This window comes from Gemella sp. 20925_1_85, from assembly GCF_041433735.1.
In the GTDB taxonomy this organism is placed as follows: domain Bacteria; phylum Bacillota; class Bacilli; order Staphylococcales; family Gemellaceae; genus Gemella.
Map to the genome: position 1 here is coordinate 40662 of NZ_JAPWCC010000010.1, position 20190 is coordinate 60851.

General features: G+C 38.1%; 2 protein-coding genes. Both read left to right on the forward strand.

Translation table 11 applies throughout. The features are described from left to right. Positions 1–131: 131 nt before the first annotated feature. Complete coding sequence (locus O3884_RS04655) at positions 132–8915, forward strand: YSIRK-type signal peptide-containing protein (protein WP_371452040.1); 8784 nt, start codon at positions 132–134, stop codon at positions 8913–8915. A gap of 813 nt (positions 8916–9728) precedes the next feature. After that, positions 9729–20111 (forward strand): YSIRK-type signal peptide-containing protein, encoded by a 10383-nt coding sequence (locus O3884_RS04660; RefSeq protein WP_371452041.1) that lies wholly within the window; start codon positions 9729–9731, stop codon positions 20109–20111. The last annotated feature ends 79 nt before the right edge of the window (positions 20112–20190 follow it).

Consider the following 20190-nt stretch of genomic DNA (forward strand, 5'->3'; position numbering starts at 1 on the left):
GTTTATGAAAAAATGTAACAAGACTGTTATGTTTTTTTATATTTTGTTATTAATTAAGTTTTGTTATGTAGGTGAATGTCTAAGGATTCACAATCAATTAATAATATAATGTATACCATAGGAGGAAAATAATGATAGGTAAAAATAATCAATATTTAAAGAGTACCAAAGAAGGTACAAGAGTCGAAAGTTACTCTATTAAGAAATTCAAAGTAGGTGCAGCATCAGTAGTGATTGGTGCTAGTATCTTTTTAGGTGTAGGAACAGTAGCACAAGCTAGTGAGCAAGTATCTGACAACACAACAACACAAAATACATCAAATACAGATGCCAAAGTGACAACAGAAGAAGCACCTAAGGCTGTTGAAAAAACAGCGAAAGTAGAAGAAACTGCTAAAGGAAGTACGGAAACAACAGCAGTAGCAAAAGAAGAAACTAAAAAATCAGAAACTACAAAAGAAACAGTAAAAGAAAATACTGCAAAAGAAGAAAAAGTTGAAAAGAAAGCTGCGAACAAAACAGCTTTAAAATCATTAATCGAAAAATTAGAACAAAAACTAAATGCAGCTAAAAATGCTGATGAAGCAGTAGTAAAAGCTGCTCGTGAAGAATTAGCAAAAGCAAAAGCAGTATTCACAAAAGTTGATGCAACTCAACAAGAAGTAGACTCACAAGTAGCTGCACTTGAAGCATTAAACTCTACAGTAGTAGAATCAGATGCGAAAGTAACTGCAGAAAAAGAAGAAGCTAAAAAAGAAGAAGAAAAAGCTAAAACTGAAGCAAAACAAACTGAAGAAGTAAAAGAAGCTAAAAAAGAATTAACTCAAGTAACTTCAGAAGCAGAAGTAACAAACGTACTTGCTAATGAAGCAATTCGTAAAAATGAAGTAAAACTAGAAGCTAAACCAGCGGTTATTCAAGCAGTAGCTAAAAACGAAGAAGTTATCAAAGTAGCTAACAATTTACTAGGAAGCGACAATGTAACAAAAGAACAAATCGCTAAAAGTTTAGAAGAACTAAGTAACTCTATTAAAGCAGTATATGCAGAATTAGAAAATGCAGGTGTTCGTCGTGACGGTAGATATGGAGTAGCTCTTTCAGCAAACGAAGGGTATACAGTTGCTTCTAAAGAACTAAGAAAAGAAAATGGTGAATTTCTTGGATCTACAGGTAAATCTTACAAAGTACTAGATGGTAACAACAACTACAAAATTTATGTTCATGGATATCAATCTGAGAACACTGAGGTACCTGCGGCTAATAGTGGACAAGCAGGGATAAGTGGTCGTACAGATATTCCTTTATCAAAAACGGAAGCTCAAAAACTTGGACGTGAAGCAGAACTATGGAAAGGGAAACTTCGTGCTACTGGTAAACCTAACAACAATAATGTATGGGGATCTGGTGGAGCTTATGAATACATAGCTACAGAAATCTACGGATATACTTATGAACAAGGAAATCACTATGTATATCTTACAGATGTGAAAAAACGTTTTAGTTTATCACCAGAAGCAACAGCTGCAGGATATACAATCATAAACATCGCCTTAAGCAACTTACTTCCAGGATTAGCTTATAATGCAGCTACAGATACTGTAGAAGGATATGTAGCATCTACTCTTCAAAATGGTGTATATGACATGCGTTATGTTCTAACAGTAGAGAAAGATGGAGCCGCTCAGGAAGTTACTTTCAGAGACTTAACAGCAGGATGGGTAGGATGGCAAGATACATCTGCACCACTTATTCAAGGGTCATCAAAATTAGTAACAATAGGTGATCAAGTTAATCATAATATTAAATATGTTGATAACGATGGAATGAGTCGTGATGAAAGATCAGGATATGCATATACAAAAGGTGGAGACAAAGTTATTGCTGGTTCAAAAACTGCTCCTGGAAAAACGGATGGAGCAACCTTTACTGCAGTCGATGGATCTAAAATAAAAACCGAGAACGGACCGCAAACAATCACAGCGCATACTGCCTTAAATGGTAATTATACAGGAAGTAAAACTTCGATAAATGATGTCGTACCAGGATTAAATTACGATCCGAAAACTGGAGATATTACTGGAACAGCAAATGAAGCTGGAATTTTCACAGCGGCTGTTTATGCGAAAGATTATAACAATACAACCAATGCAAAAAATATGGATTGGAATATGTATGGTCAAGAAGCACACGAAAATATTACAATCGCAGTAGCACCTAAGATTACTGTTAAGAATGTTGAAGCTTATGCAACAAATGTACCTGTAACAATTTCAAATGGGGCTAATAAAGCTGAGATTACAATGCCAGATGGAACAGTTACAAAATTAATAGCTAAGAATGGAAACTGGGTTGTTGCAGCAGGGACTACAAATACAGCTGTTCAAGAAGGGGCTGTATTTGCACCAGTTTCAGCTTCAGGAGAATCAACTATTAACTTAACAGTGACTCCAGAATCAACTAAATACGTTGGTGTAGATAACATTGCAGCTAAAGCAACAACTGATAAGGTTAAAGCAAATATTCAACGTGAATTTGCTATGGTAACTGATGCAGCAGGTGTTACGCATAAAGCGGTATTCAACCGTGCAACAGGTAAATACTCATTACCGACTGAAAAAGCGTATGAATTAAAAGACAATGGTAATGGTACATCAACTCTTATTGAACGTCGTGTTTATACAGATGCTCAAGCAAATGGTGATGTTAAATTTGTTGTTTATGAATTTGAACGTACATGGAATACAACATCTTCAGCGGCAACATTAGTAGATAAAATTGCTGAAATCCGTAAAAATGGTGAGGTGACAGCGGTAGGTAATGTTACACGTACAGAAACTCTAGTTAAAAAAGATAACACATCTTCAGAACAAGGAATGGTAGTTACAGTAAGTTACGACTCAGTAACAAACCAATGGACATCTTCTGACGGTACAGCGGTAACAGCTAAAGAATCAAATGCTGGTTGGGAAATCGAAACAGCATCAGGATTTAAAGGATATGTTTCATACCGTGAAGCATCTTCTACAGATGTAGCATCAATTCAAAATGCTAAACCAACAGGAACTTCAACAAGTTATTCAGAAGAAAAAGGTGCAACAGTAGACTTAATTAAATCTACTAAAGCAAATGTAGCGTTCGCGGATACAATCGATGATAAAACATCAGCTACAGATTCTGATACTATTAAAACAAAAGTAACAGCAACTGCACCAGACGGTACAGTAACTACTTTTGACGGAGCTCAAGCAGAAGAAACAGCTTATATTCAAGCTCAACGTACAGCGGCAGCTAAAACTCAAGCAGCAGCAACAGCTTTAAAAGAAAAACAAGAAACACAAAATGAATTAGCACGTCTTCAAGAACTATTAGATCGTTCAACAAGAACGGTAGAAGATGCTCAAGCAGCATTAGATAACTTAAAACTACGTACAATTTCACCAACAGCACAAGAATTAGCAGAAAGAAAACTTGCTAATGTAAAAGAGTTTAAAGCATCTATTGAGGCGCAATTAGCAACAGCTCAAACAAATCTTGCAACAAAAACAACAGAGGTAGAAACAGCACGTACTGCAGCTTTAGAAGCTGAAAGAGCAGTAGAAACTGCGCGTGCAGCACTTAAAACAGCTGCAGAAGCAAACTTAGCTAAAGCTAACGCTTATGTATTATCTCAAAAAGGGCGTTACAAAGTAACAGCAAGAGCAGTAGACTCAAACGGTGTTGTAACAACTCCAACAGTAGATGGAACAGATGCTGGTGAAGTAACAGAAGACGCAGTAGCAGAAACAACTTACTACATCGTAGTAACAGATCCAGAGAAATCATCAGGAGCTCAAGGTCAAAAACAAACTGACTCAATGGCAGATAATTTCAATGATGGAAAAGAAGGAACTACAGTATCAGACTTCAAACTAGTAGATCCAACAACAGGAAATAAAGTTTCTTCAGTAACAACTGATCAAGGAACTTACACAGTAGATCCAACAACAGGTGAAGTAACGTTCACTCCAGTAGAAGGATTTGTAGGAACAGCCACACCGATGAAAGTTTCAGCAAATGTAACATTCAACGATGAAGAAGGAAACCCAGTAACTGTAGCGACAGAAAATACATATACACCAACTGTATATGGAGTTCAACCATCAACAGATGAAACTACAGGAAAACAAGGTCAAACTCAAACATCTAAATCAGGAAAAGATCGTTTCTCTGAATTAAATACAACAACAAACACTCCAGATGGTACAAATGTAGACTGGACAACAGCTGCATACTCACTAGAAGGAGCTAATGGTGAAGGTAAAGTGGTAGTTGATGGAGAAGGAACATACTCAATCGATCCAACAACAGGAGTAGTAACATTTGAACCACTTCCAACATTTACAGGAAAAGCTAAAGGAGTTAATGTACAAGTATCAGTAACAGCAACTGACTCAGAAGGAAACAAAGTTCCAGTTACATCAAAAGGAAAATACACTCCAGAGGTAACACCAGTTACACCGACAGGAGCACCAATTACATCTGAAGGTAAACAAGGTCAAGAACAAACAGGAAAACCTGTCTTTACACAAGGTGATGAAACAGCACCAATCACAATTACACCAGAGCAACCAGCTAAATTCGTAGTAAATGGACAACCAGTAGATTCAACAGAAATTCCAGCAACAAAAGATGGAAAAGAAGTTGGTAAATACGTAATCGATCCAACAACAGGTGTAGTAACATTCAAACCAAATAAAGACTTCACAGGAACACCAGATCCAGCAACAGTAGAAGTAAAAGATAAGAATGGAACACCAGCTACAGCAACATACACACCAACAGTAACACCAGTAGTACCAACAGCTGAACCAAAAGAAACAACTGGAAAACAAGGACAACCACAAACTCAAGAAACTGAGTCAATGTTCAAACAAGGTGACGAAGTAGCACCAATCGACAAAACTACAGTTAAACTAGTAGACCCAAGTGGAAACGAAGTAACAACAATGCCAGCTACAAAAGATGGAAAAGAAGTTGGAACGTACACAATCGATCCAACAACAGGAGTAATTACATTCCAACCAAATAAAGACTTCACAGGAACACCGGATCCAGCGAAAGTTGTAGCTAAAGATACTAACGGAACAAAAGTAGAAACTACTTACACACCAACAGTAACTCCGGTAACGCCAACAGCTGAACCAAAAGAAACAACTGGAAAACAAGGACAACCACAAACTCAAGAAACTGAGTCAATGTTCAAACAAGGTGACGAAGTAGCGCCGATCGATAAAACTACAGTTAAACTAGTAGACCCAAGTGGAAATGAAGTAACAAGTATGCCAGCGCTTAAAGATGGAAAAGAAGTTGGAACATACACAATCAATCCAACAACAGGAGTAATTACATTCCAACCAAACAAAGACTTCACAGGAACACCAGATGCAGCGAAAGTTGTAGCTAAAGATGCTAATGGAACAAAAGTAGAAACTACTTATACACCAACAGTAACACCAGTAACGCCGACAGCTGAACCAAAAGAAACATCTGGAAAACAAGGACAACCACAAACTCAAGATACTGAATCAATGTTCAAACAAGGTGATGAAGTAGCGCCGATTGACAAAACTACAGTTAAACTAGTAGATCCAAGTGGAAACGAAGTAACAACAATGCCAGCTCTTAAAGATGGAAAAGAAGTTGGAACATACACAATCGATCCAACAACAGGAGTAATTACATTCCAACCAAACAAAGACTTCACAGGAACACCAGATGCAGCGAAAGTTACAGCGAAAGATACTAACGGAACAAAAGTAGAAACTACTTATACACCAACAGTAACACCAGTTACACCAACGGCTGAACCAAAAGAAACAACAGATATCCAAGGTAAACCACAAACTCAAGATACAGAGTCAATGTTCAAACAAGGTGATGAAGTAGCACCGATTGACAAAACTACAGTTAAACTAGTAGATCCAAGTGGAAACGAAGTAGCAACTCTTCCAGCTACAAAAGATGGAAAAGAAGTTGGAACATACACAATCGATCCGACAACAGGAGTAATTACATTCCAACCAAATAAAGACTTCGTAGGAACACCGGATGCAGCGAAGGTTGTAGCGAAAGATACTAACGGAACAAAAGTAGAAACTACTTACACACCAACAGTAACACCAGTTACACCAACAGCTGATCCAGCTGAAACAACAGATATCCAAGGTAAAACACAAACTGGAAAACCAACATTCACACCAGGTGCTGATGAAGTACCAATGGATGATGAAGTACCAGCAACATTCGAAGATGGTTCAAAAGAAAAAGTAATTCCAGGAGAAGGAACATACACAGTAACTCCAGACGGAACAGTAACATTCACACCTGAGAAAACATTCACAGGAAAAGGAACAGGAGTAACAGTTAAACGTGTAGATAAGAACGGAACACCAGTAACGGCTAAGTACACACCAACAGTAACACCGGTAACACCAACAGCAGATCCAGTTGAAACAACAGATATCCAAGGTAAAGAACAAAACGGAAAACCTGAATTCAAACCAGGAAACCCAGACGTACCAATGGACGATGAAGTACCAGCAACATTCGAAGATGGATCAACAACTAAGACAATTCCAGGAGAAGGAACATACACTGTAGCGCCAGATGGAACAGTAACGTTCACTCCAGAGAAAACATTCACAGGAAAAGGAACAGGAGTAACGGTTAAACGTGTAGATAAGAATGGAACACCAGTAACAGCTAAATACACACCAACAGTAACTCCAGTAACACCAACAGCAGATCCAGTTGAAACAACAGATATCCAAGGTAAAGAACAAAACGGAAAACCTGAATTCAAACCAGGAAACCCAGACGTACCAATGGACGACGAAGTACCAGCAACATTCGAAGATGGATCAACTGAAAAAGTGGTACCAGGAGAAGGAACATACAAAGTAAATCCAGACGGAACTGTAACATTCACTCCAGAGAAAACATTCACAGGAAAAGGAACAGGAGTAACAGTAAAACGTGTAGATAAGAACGGAACACCAGTAACGGCTAAATACACACCAACGGTTACACCAGTAACACCAGAAGGAACACCTGCTGAAACAACAGATATTCAAGGTAAAGAACAAAATGGAAAACCAACATTTAAACCAGGTAACCCAGAAGTACCAATGGATGACGAAGTACCAGCAACATTCGAAGATGGATCAACAACTAAGACAATTCCAGGAGAAGGAACATACACAGTAGCACCAGATGGAACAGTAACGTTCACACCTGAGAAAACATTCACAGGAGTGGGAACAGGAGTAACAGTTAAACGTGTAGATAAGAATGGAACACCAGTTACAGCTAAGTACACACCAACAGTTACACCAGTAACACCGGAAGGAACACCTGCAGTATCTGAAGGACCTAAAGGTCAACCTCAAACAGGAACGCCAACGTTTACACCAGGAAATCCTAATGTACCAATCGATGAAGATGTACCACCGACATTCGAAGATGGAACAACTGAGAAGAAAGTACCAGGAGAAGGAGTATACACAATCGATGCGACTGGTAAAGTAACATTTACTCCGGAATCAGAATTTACAGGTGCAGCTAAAGGAGTAACGGTAAAACGTGTAGATAAGAACGGAACACCGGTTACAGCTACATATACACCAACAGTACGTCCAGTAACTTCATTCAAAGATAAAGAAGGAAATGTAATTCCAGGAAACCCAACGGAAGATGGAAGCACTCCGAAGAAAGATATCCCAGGATACCGTTTCGTAGAGACTAAGAAACTTCCAAATGGAGACACAGAACATGTCTACGAAAAAGTTAAAACTTCATTCAAAGACAAAGAAGGAAATGTAATTCCAGGAAACCCAACGGAAGACGGAGAACAACCGAAGAAAGATATTCCAGGATACAGATTTGTAGAAACTAAGAAACTTCCAAATGGAGATACAGAACATGTCTACGAAAAAGTTAAAACTTCATTCAAAGATAAAGAAGGAAATGTAATTCCAGGAAACCCAACGGAAGACGGAGAACAACCGAAGAAAGATATTCCAGGATACAGATTCGTAGAAACTAAGAAACTTCCAAATGGAGATACAGAACACGTCTACGAAAAAGTTAAAACTTCATTCAAAGATAAAGAAGGAAATGTAATTCCAGGAAACCCAACAGAAGAAGGGGAACAACCGAAGAAAGACATTCCAGGATACAGATTCGTAGAAACTAAGAAACTTCCAAATGGAGATACAGAACATGTCTACGAAAAAGTTAAAACTTCATTCAAAGACAAAGAAGGAAATGAAATTCCAGGAAACCCAACAGAAGACGGAGAACAACCGAAGAAAGATATCCCAGGATACAGATTCGTAGAAACTAAGAAACTTCCAAACGGAGACATCGAGCACGTCTACGAAAAAGTTACAACTCCAGTAGCAGAAAAATCTACAACTTGGGTAGATGAAAATGGAAACCCATTAAAACCACAGGAAAATGGAACTAAAGATCCAGGATCAATCCCAGGATATGAATTAGTTAAGACTGAAGTTGATGGAAATGGAAATGTACAACACATCTTCAAGAAATCTTCTCGTATTCCAACTATAAACAGAACTACAATCTGGACGGATGAAAATGGAAATCCATTAAAACCAACAGAAAAAGGAACTGTAGAAGCAGGTAAGATTCCAGGATATGAGTTTGTAAGAACTGTTATCGATGAAAATGGTAATGTACGCCACATCTTTAGAAAAGTAACGAACTCAGTAGAAAAAGTAGGAGCAAAAGTTCAACCAAAACGTCTTGCTAACACAGGTGAAAGTGAAACTAATACAGGATTAGCAGGAATGGGACTTGCAATGTTCGGTGGATTACTTGCAGCGACAAAACGTCGTAAAAACAACAAAAACTAATTTGAAATTTATAATTAAATAAAAACGAAACTCTTATGATATATAAAAGACGCTCTCGATAATTTTCGAGGGCGTTTTTTTGTTAGATGAATTATTAGGGATTTATTATATCGTAAATAATGTGTATTGCTGTGAATAGAGTATGGGGGCTTATTTTTTGTAAGTTTTTATAATAGTATATGTATTAGTGTCTAAATAACTAATAATTAAGTAAATATTTGTAAAATTTAACACTTATTTTTTAGCAGAATGAAAATAAATTTGTAACATCAACTTAACGTGTTAACACTAAGGATGAGCAGTAGCTGTATTACTAAAATTTTCATTGATGTTTCAACTGATATTTTTTATCATTTGAGTTATATAAATAAAAAAACTTTTGTAAAAAAATAGAGGTTTGTAAATTATATTTAAAATCTCTAAGAACATGCATATACAAAGATTTCTTTCGTGATTATACTTTAAATATGGATATTTTTAGGTACCTAATAGTATAAAAATAACACTAAATTAATAATTGTTACTAAAAAATGTCACTTTTTTATTAGACAAATGCAAAGAAATTTGGTAAAGTATTTAAGAAATTTTAATGAATTTCAAATTAGTTTTAAGTAAGAGTTAGCGCAGTTTTAGAGCTGATTTTGATATAGAATTATTGAAAGTGTTATATTAATATCATTTATCTTATGATATAAGTTTTGTAATTAAAGAGTTTTCCGCAAGGATTTTGTTTAGAATGTTATATTAAATCATAAGTGATAATATGAATAATGCGCTAGAGATAATTAAAAAAGTATAAATAGGAGGAAAGAAATGGTAGGAAAAAATAATCAATACCTAAAAAATACCAAAGAAGGTACTAAGGTAGAAACATATTCTATCAAGAAATTTAAAGTCGGTACAGCATCAGTAGTAATCGGTGCTAGTATCTTCTTAGGTGCTGGAGCAGTAGCTCAAGCAGCAGAAGAAGTTTCTAACAATACAACTGCAGATAATACAACAAGTGCAGCTGTTAAGGAAGAAACTCCAAAAGCTGTAGCACAACCAACAAAAGTTGAAAACACTAAAGAAAGTGTAGCGGCAGCAGTAGCAGCAAAAGTAGGAGCAGAAACTCCAAAAGCTGAAGAAGCTCCAAAAGTAGCAAAAGAAGAAGCACCTGCGAAAGCTGAAACAAAAGCAGCTGATAAAACAGCTCTAAAAGCAAGCATCGACAGCTTAGAGAAAAAATTAAAAGATTCTAAAAATGCTGACGAAGCTGCATTAAAAACAGCTCGTGAAGAATTAGCAAAAGCGAAAGAAGTATTTGCAAAAGCTGATACTACTCAAGACGAAGTTAATGCAAAAGTAACAACACTTAATGTATTAACTAAAACAGTGGCAGAATCAGAAGCGACAGCAGTAGCGGCTAAAGAAGAAGCTAAAAAAGCTGAAGATAAAGCAAAATCTGAAGAAAAACAAACTGCAGAAGTTAAAGATGCTAAAAAAGAATTAACTCAAGTAACTTCAGAAGCAGAAGTAACAAGCGTACTTGCTAAAGAAGCAATTCGTAAAAACGAAGTTAAAATCGAAGCTAAACCTGCAGTGGAAAAAGCTGTAGCTAAAAACGAAGAAGTTATCAAAGTAGCTAATGAATTACTTGGTAATGATGAAACTACTAAAGAACAAATCGCTAGAAGTCTTGAAGAACTTGGGAACTCTATTAAAGCAGTATACTCTGAGTTAGAAAATGCTGGTGTTCGCCGTGATGGTAGATATGGGGTAGCTCTATCTGCTGGTGAAGGATATACAGATAAAACAGAAGCTAAAAGCGCAGAAAACGGTGAATTTACAGCAACAAGTACTGGTAAAACTTATGAACTGTTAGACAATAATGAGGCATACCGTCTCTATGTTCATGGATATCAATCAGAAAATAGTGAGATAAAAGGAAAAACCAGTCCACCAGCTGCTCAAGGTGGACGTACTGACCTTCCATTATCTAGTGAAGAAGCAAAAAAATTATCAGAAGAAGCACCGATGTGGACTGGAAAAATCCGTCCAACAGGCAGTAAGATTGGAACTACAACATATGGTTCTGGTGGTGCGTACGAATTTATCGCAACAGAAATCTATGGTTATAACTATGATCAAGGGAACCACTATGCGTACATTAAAAATGTAACTAAACGTTTCAGCTTATCTCCAGAAGCAACAGCTGCTGGTTACAGTATAAAAAACGTTGAAGTATCAAACTTAATCCCTGGTTTAGCATATAATAAAAATACAGATTCTGTTGAAGGATATGTATTAGCTAGTATCCAAAATGGTGTTTATGACTTCCGTTATGATGTAACTGTTACAAAACCTGATGGAACAACAACAAAGGTATCTATTAAAGATTTAAAAGCTGGATGGATGGGTTGGCAAGATACATCTGCACCAAGAGTTGCTGGAAACTCTACAGTAGTAACAGTTGGAGATACGATTCACCATGACCTTAAATACATAGACAACGATGGATTTGCAAATGATACTCGTGCAAACTACAAATTGAACGGTCAGCCAATTGAACCTGGTAAAAAAATCAGTGGTAAAGCTACATTTACAGGTCTTGATGGGACTGAGTTAACATCAATGACTTCTTTTGTTATTCCTCAGCCTCACCTTGTTGTAAATGGTGAATATATGCCAAGTAAAAAACCGATCTCTAATACAATTCCAGGATTAACATTCGATCCAACGAAAAACTTACTTGAAGGAAAAGCTTCAGACGCTGGAATTTATACATTAGCAGTTTTAGCGAAAGACTTTAACAATGCGACAAACTCTAAGAATGCTCAATGGACAGCCAACGGTCAAGAAACTCACGAGAGTGTAACAATCGCGGTTGCTCCAAAGATCACAGTTAAAAATGTTGAAGTATACGCGAAAGAATTAGACGTAACTATTTCTAAAGGTGCCAACACTGGGGAAATCAGAATGCCAGATGGTACATTGACGAAATTCGCTGTAAAAGATGGTAAATGGGTAGTTACTGAAGGAACAACAAACTCAGCTGTAACAGTAGGTACAGAACTTGGAACTGCTTCAGAAACTGCAGACTCAACGTTCAAATTAGCGGTGACATCTGACGCCACGAAATACGTAGGTGTAGACAACATTGCAGCTAAAGCAAGTACTGATAAAGTAAAAGCAAGCTTACAACGTGAAGTAGTTACAGTTCGTGACAAAGATGGTAACACATATACTGCAACGTTAAATGCATCGACTGGTAAATATGCGATTCCAGATGACAAAGCCTATGAATTAGTAAATAATGGTGATGGAACATCAACATTAACAGAAAGACGTGTTTACACAGAAGCAGCAGGAGATGGAGCTATCAACTACTATATCTATGAATTTAAACGTGTTTGGACAGCGGAATCTAATGCAGCTACATTAGTAGAGCGTGTTGCCGAAGTGCGTAAAAACGGTAAAGTAAAACAAGTAGTAAGTGTTGATAAAACAGATAATGTTCTTCCATTTGCTCAAGTAGCGGGAACTGATGGGGTTACTGTTCAAGTAACTTATGATTCAGTATCAAAACAATGGGCTGCTTCAGACGGTTCAACAGTAACAGCTACGAAATCAAATGCTGGATGGATCTTAGAAACAAGCTCAGGATTTAGAGGGTATGTAGCCTTCCGTGAAGCAACAGGAACACAATTAGCTTCTATCCAAAATGCTAAACCAACAGGAACTTCAACAAGTTACTCTGAAAATAAAGATGCAACTGTTGACTTAATCGGTTCAGAAAAAGCTGATGTTGGCTTCAAAGATAAGATTGATGATAAATCTGACAACCCAGTATCAGATACAATTAAAACAAAATTAACAGTAACAGCTCCGGACGGAACTCAAAAAGTATTCGATGCAGCTCAAGCGCAGGAAGAAGCATACATTGCAGCTCAACGTACAGCAGCGGCGAAAACTCAAGCAGCGGCAGCAGCGGTTAAAAATGAACAAGACTCTATTAACGATTTAGCTCGTCAACAAGAAATCGTAGACCGTGAGACAAGATATGTTGCGAATGCAGAAGAAGCATTAAATAAATTAAAATTACGTACTGTTTCACCAACAGCTCAAGAATTAGCAGAGCAATTATTAGCTGATGGTAGAGCAAGATTAGCAAAAGAAACAGCTGAATTAAGAAGAAAAGAAGCTGAACTTCCAGGAATCACAGCTCAAGTAGCAACAACTCGTCAAGAAGCAGTTGATGCAGAGGCAGCGGTGGAAACTGCGCGTACAGCTCTAAAAACAGCAGCTGAAGCAAACTTAGCAAATGCTAAACAATACGTACTTTCACAAGTAGGGCGTTACAAAGTAACTGTAAGAGACGTTGACTCAAACGGTGTTGTAACTACTCCAACAGTAGGAGGAACAGACTCTGGTGAAGTAACAGAAGATGCAGTAGCTGAAACAACTTACTACATCGTAGTAACTGAACCTAAGAAATCTTCTGGTGTTAAAAACACACCACAATCGGCTTCAATGGAAGAAGCACTTAAAGCTGGACAACCAGCGGGAACAACAGTATCTGACTACAAACTAGTAGATCCAGAAACAGGTAAGAGATCAACTTCAGTAACAACAACTGATGGAACTTACACAGTAAATCCAACAACTGGTGAAGTAACATTCACGCCAAACGCAGACTTCGTAGGAAATGCAACTCCAATCACAGTTGAAGGTAATGTAACATTCAACGATGAAGCGGGTAACCCTGTAAAAGTACCAGTATCAAACACTTACACACCAACAGTTTATGGTTTAGATAATGTAGACGATACAACAACAGGAAAACAAGGACAACCTCAAAAATCTATTACAGGAGCTGAGCGTTTCGATAAGTTAAATACTACTGAAAACACTCCTGATGGAACAAACGTTGATATGACTACAGCCAAGTACTCATTAACAGGTGCTAACGAAGAAGGTAAAGTAGTAGTTCCAAACGAAGGAACATACTCGATCGATCCAACTACAGGTATCGTAACATTCGAACCACTTCCAACATTTAAAGGAAAAGCTCAAGGAGTAACAGTTAATGTTACAGCGAAAGCAACGGATGCTTCAGGAAAACAATTAGATGTAACATCATCAGCAACTTATACTCCAGAAGTAGAAGAAGTTGTTCCAACAGCTACACCAGCTAAAACATCTGGAAAACAAGGGCAACCTCAAACTCAAGATGCTACAACAATGTTCCACAAAGGTGACGACACTGCGCCAATCAATAACACTACAATTAGATTAGTAGATCCAACGACTAACGCAGAAGTAACAAGTCTTCCAGCTATGAAGAATGGAAAACAAGTTGGTACTTACACATTAGATCCAGATACTGGAATCATTACATTCCAACCAAACCCAGACTTCGATGGAACACCAGAACCAGCTAAAGTAACAGCTGCCGATAAGAATGGAACAAAAGTAACAACTACTTATACACCAACGGTAACTCCTGTAGAACCAACAGGAACTCCGGTAACATCTGAAGGGAAACAAGGACAACCTCAAACAGGTAAACCAACATTTACAGAAGGTGATCCAACAGCGCCTATCACAATTACTGAAGATCAACCAGCTAAATTAGTTGATCCAGCAACAGGAAAACCTACTGATGCTACAGAAATTCCTGCAAAAGACGAAAAAGGAAACACAGTTGGTAAATACACAATCGATCCATTAACAGGTGTAGTAACATTCACACCAAACAAAGACTTCACAGGAACACCAAAACCTGCGACAGTTGAAGTTAAAGATAAAAATGGAACACCAACAACAGCAACTTACACACCAACAGTAACACCAGTTAAACCAACAGGGGAAGATGTAACTTCAAGCGGAAAACAAGGACAACCACAAGAAGGAACACCTAAGTTCACACAAGGTGATGAAGTAGCACCAATTACAATTAACGAACAACAACCAGCTAAATTCTTCGATCCAGTAACGAAACAACCGATTGAAGCAACAGAAATTCCTGCAAAAGACGGAGAAGGAAATACAGTTGGTAAATATACAATTGATCCATTAACAGGTAAAGTAACATTTACACCAAATAAAGACTTCACAGGAACACCTGTACCAGCGACAGTTCAAGTTAAAGATGCGAATGGAACACCAACAACAGCTAACTATACACCAACGGTAACTCCAGTTAAACCAACAGGAGAAGATGTAACTTCAAGCGGAAAACAAGGACAACCACAAGAAGGAACACCTAAGTTCACACAAGGTGACGAAGTAGCACCAATCACAATTAACGAACAGCAACCAGCTAAATTCGTTGTAAATGGACAACCTGTAGAAGACAAAGAAATTCCAGCAACGAAAGATGGAAAAGAAATCGGTAAATACAAAATTGATCCATTAACAGGTGTAGTAACATTCACACCAAATAAAGATTTCACAGGAACACCAGTACCAGCGACAGTTCAGGTGAAAGATGCGAATGGAACACCAACAACAGCTAACTACACACCAACGGTAACACCAGTAGTTCCAACGGCAACACCGAAAGAAACTTCAGGAAAACAAGCTCAGCCACAAACACAAGATACTGAGACAATGTTCACAAAAGGTGATGAAGTAGCACCAATCGACAAGTCTACAGTTAAACTTATCGATCCAGAAACTAATGCAGAAGTAACAAGCATTCCAGCGAAGAAAGATGGTAAAGAAGTAGGTACTTACACAATAGATCCGCAAACTGGAGTAATTACATTCCAACCAAATAAAGACTTCACAGGAACACCAGATGCAGCGAAAGTTGTAGCTAAAGATACTAATGGAACAAAAGTAGAAACTACTTACACACCAACAGTAACTCCAGTTAAACCAACAGGGGAAAATGTGACAACAAGCGGAAAACAAGGACAACCACAAGAAGGAACACCTAAGTTCACACAAGGTGATGAAACAGCTCCGATTACAATCAACGAAGAGCAACCAGCTAAATTCGTTGTAAATGGACAACCAGTAGAAGATAAAGAAATTCCAGCAACAAAAGATGGAAAAGAAATTGGTAAATACAAAATCGATCCATTAACAGGTGTAGTAACATTCACACCAAACAAAGACTTCACAGGAACACCAGATCCAGCAACAGTAGAAGTTAAAGATAAGAATGGAACACCAACAACAGCAACTTACACACCAACGGTAACACCAGTAGTTCCAACGGCAACACCGAAAGAAACATCTGGAAAACAAGCTCAGCCACAAACACAAGATACTGAGACAATGTTCACAAAAGGTGATGAAGTAGCGCCAATCGATAAATCTACAGTTAAACTAGTAGATCCAAGTGGAAACGAAGTAACAACTCTTCCAGCAACGAAAGATGGAAAAGAAGTTGGAACTTACACATTAGATCCAGCAACTGGAGTAATCACATTCCAACCAAATAAAGACTTCGTAGGAACACCAGACCCAGTTAAAGTTGTAGCGAAAGATACTAACGGAACAAAAGTAGAAACTACTTACACACCAACAGTAACTCCAGTAACTCCAACAGCTGAACCAAAAGAAACAACTGGAATTCAAGGTGCAACACAAGAAGGGACTCCAACGTTCACTCAAGGTGATGAAACAGCTCCAATCACAATTACGCCAGAGCAACCTGCTCAATTCGTAGTAGATGGAAAACCTGTTGCAGATACAACAATTCCAGCAACAAAAGATGGAAAACAAATTGGAACATACACAATTGATCCAACAACAGGTAAAGTAACATTCACACCAAATAAAGACTTCGTAGGAACACCAGATCCAGCGACAGTACAAGTTAAAGATAAGAATGGAACACCAACATCAGCTAAATACACACCAACAGTTACACCAGTAACGCCAACAGCAGAACCAGCTGAAACAACAGATATTCAAGGTAAAGAACAAACTGGAAAACCAACATTCACACCAGGTAACCCAGAAGTACCAATGGACGATAAAGTACCAGCAACATTCGAAGATGGAACTACAGAAAAAGTAGTACCAGGAGAAGGAACATACAAAGTAAGTCCAGATGGAACAGTAACATTCATACCTGAGAAAACATTCACAGGAACTGCTAAAGGAGTAACGGTAAAACGTGTAGATAAGAATGGAACACCAGTAACAGCTAAATACACACCAACGGTTACACCAGTAACGCCAACAGCAGAACCAGTTGAAACAACAGATATCCAAGGTAAAGAACAAACAGGAAAACCTGAATTCAAACCAGGAAACCCAGAAGTACCAATGGATGATGAAGTACCAGCGACATTCGAAGATGGTTCAACAGAAAAAGTAGTACCAGGAGAAGGAACTTATAAAGTAAGTCCAGATGGAACAGTAACATTCACACCAGAAAAAGGATTCACAGGAAAAGGAACAGGAGTAACAGTAAAACGTGTAGATAAGAATGGAACACCAGTAACAGCAACTTACACACCAACAGTTACACCAGTAACACCAGAAGGAACACCTGCAGAATCAACAGATATCCAAGGTAAAGAACAAACAGGAACACCAGAATTCACACCAGGAAACCCAGAAGTACCAATGGATGATGAAGTACCAGCGACATTCGAAGATGGTTCAACAGAAAAAGTAGTACCAGGAGAAGGGACTTACAAAGTAAATCCAGATGGAACAGTAACATTCACACCAGAAAAAGGATTCACAGGAAAAGGAACAGGAGTAACAGTAAAACGTGTAGATAAGAATGGAACACCAGTTACAGCTAAGTATACACCAACAGTAACTCCAGTAACACCAACAGCAGATCCAGTTGAAACAACAGATATCCAAGGTAAAGAACAAAACGGAAAACCAACATTCACACCAGGTAACCCAGAAGTACCAATGGATGATGAAGTACCAGCAACATTCGAAGACGGATCAACTGAGAAAGTAGTACCAGGAGAAGGAACTTACAAAGTAAATCCAGATGGAACAGTAACATTCACACCTGAGAAAACATTCACAGGAACTGCTAAAGGAGTAACGGTTAAACGTGTAGATAAGAATGGAACACCAGTTACAGCTAAGTACACACCAACAGTAACACCAGTAACACCAACAGCAGATCCAGCTGAAACAACAGATATCCAAGGTAAAGAACAAACTGGAAAACCAACATTCACACCAGGTAACCCAGAAGTGCCAATGGACGACGAAGTACCAACAACATTCGAAGATGGAACTACAGAAAAAGTAGTACCAGGAGAAGGGGCATACAAAGTAAGTCCAGATGGAACAGTAACGTTCACACCAGAAAAATCATTCACAGGTACAGCAAAAGGAGTAACGGTAAAACGTGTAGATAAGAATGGAACACCAGTAACAGCAACTTACACACCAACAGTAACAACAGTAACACCAGAAGGAACACCTGCAGAATCAACAGGTCTTCAAGGTGTTAAACAAGAGGGAACACCAGAATTCACACCAGGAAACCCTAATGTACCAATCGATGAAGATGTACCACCAACATTCGAAGATGGAACAACTACAAAAGTAGTACCAGGAGAAGGAACATACACAATCGACAAAGATGGAAAAGTAACGTTCACTCCAGAACCACAATTCGTAGGAACAGCAAAAGGAGTAACAGTAAAACGTGTAGATAAGAATGGAACACCAGTAACAGCAACTTACACACCAACAGTTAAACCAGTTGAACCTACAGGTAAACCTGCGAAAACAATTAATAAAAAAGGTGAAACTCAAACTGGAAAACCAACATTCACACCAGCAAATCCTAACGTACCAATCGATGAAAAAGTTCCAGCAACATTCGAAGATGGTTCAATAGAAAAAGTAGTACCAGGAGAAGGTAAATACACAGTAGCGCCAGACGGAACAGTAACATTCGTTCCAGAAAAAGACTTCGTAGGAAAAGCTAAAGGAGTAGCGGTAAGACGTGTTGATACAAATGGTAACCCAATCACATCTATGTACCTACCAGTTGTAACTCCAGAATTACCAGAAGCTAACCCAGCATTCTCAGTAGATGTTCAAGGTGTAACACAAACTGGAAAACCAACATTCATCCCAGGAAGTCCTAACACTCCAATCGACGAAACAGTTCCAGCAACATTCGAAGATGGATCAACTACAAAAGTGGTATCAGGAGAAGGAACTTACACAGTAGCACCAGACGGAACGGTAACATTTGTTCCAGAAAAAGACTTCGTAGGAACTGCACAAGGAGTACTTGTAGTACGTGTAGACACAGAAGGTAACCTAGCTTATGGAGTATACATTCCAACAGTATTACCATTAACTCCATCATCTGAACCAGAAGTTTCTAAAGGACCTAAAGGACAAGTTCAAAAAGGAAAACCAACATTCAAACCAGCTAGTCCAGATGTACCAATCGACGAAACTAGACCAGCGACATTCGAAGACGGATCAACTACGAAAGTAGTGAAAGGAGAAGGAACTTATACAGTAGCACCAGATGGTACAGTGACGTTCACTCCAGAAAAAGACTTCGAAGGAAAAGCTAAAGGTGTAATAGTTAAACGTTACGATAAGAAAGGTACTCCAATCTTAGCGTCTTACACTCCACTTGTAACACCACAAACTACATTTGTTGATACAAAAGGAAATGCAATCGAAGGATACCCAACAGAAGACGGAAATACTCCGAAGAAAGATATCCCAGGATACAGATTCGTAGAAACTAAGAAACTTGAAAATGGAAACATTCAACATGTTTATGAAAAAGTAGCTAACACTACAACATGGACTGACGAAGAAGGAAATCCATTAAGACCACCTGTGAATGGAACTGAAGTTGCAGGAACAATCCCAGGATATGAATTAGTTAGAACTGTAACTGATAAAGATGGAAATGTACGTCACATCTTCAAGAAAACTTCACGTATCCCAGCTGAAAATAGAACTACAACATGGACAGATGAAAATGGTAACCCATTAAAAGCATCTGAAAAAGGAACTGTAGATGCTGGTAAGATCCCAGGATACGAGTTCGTAAGAACAGTTATCGATGAAAATGGAAATGTACGTCACATCTTCAGAAAAGCTACAAATTCTAAACTAGGACAACGTCTAGCAAACACAGGTACAACCGAAACTAATACTGGCTTAGCAGGATTAGGAATGGCGATCCTAGGTGGATTACTAGCGGCAGCTCGTCGTAAAAACGATAAAAACTAATTTGAAGTCTAAACAAAACACTAAACAAAACTCTTAAAAATGAAGACACTCTCGATAATTTTCGAGGGTGTCTTTTTTA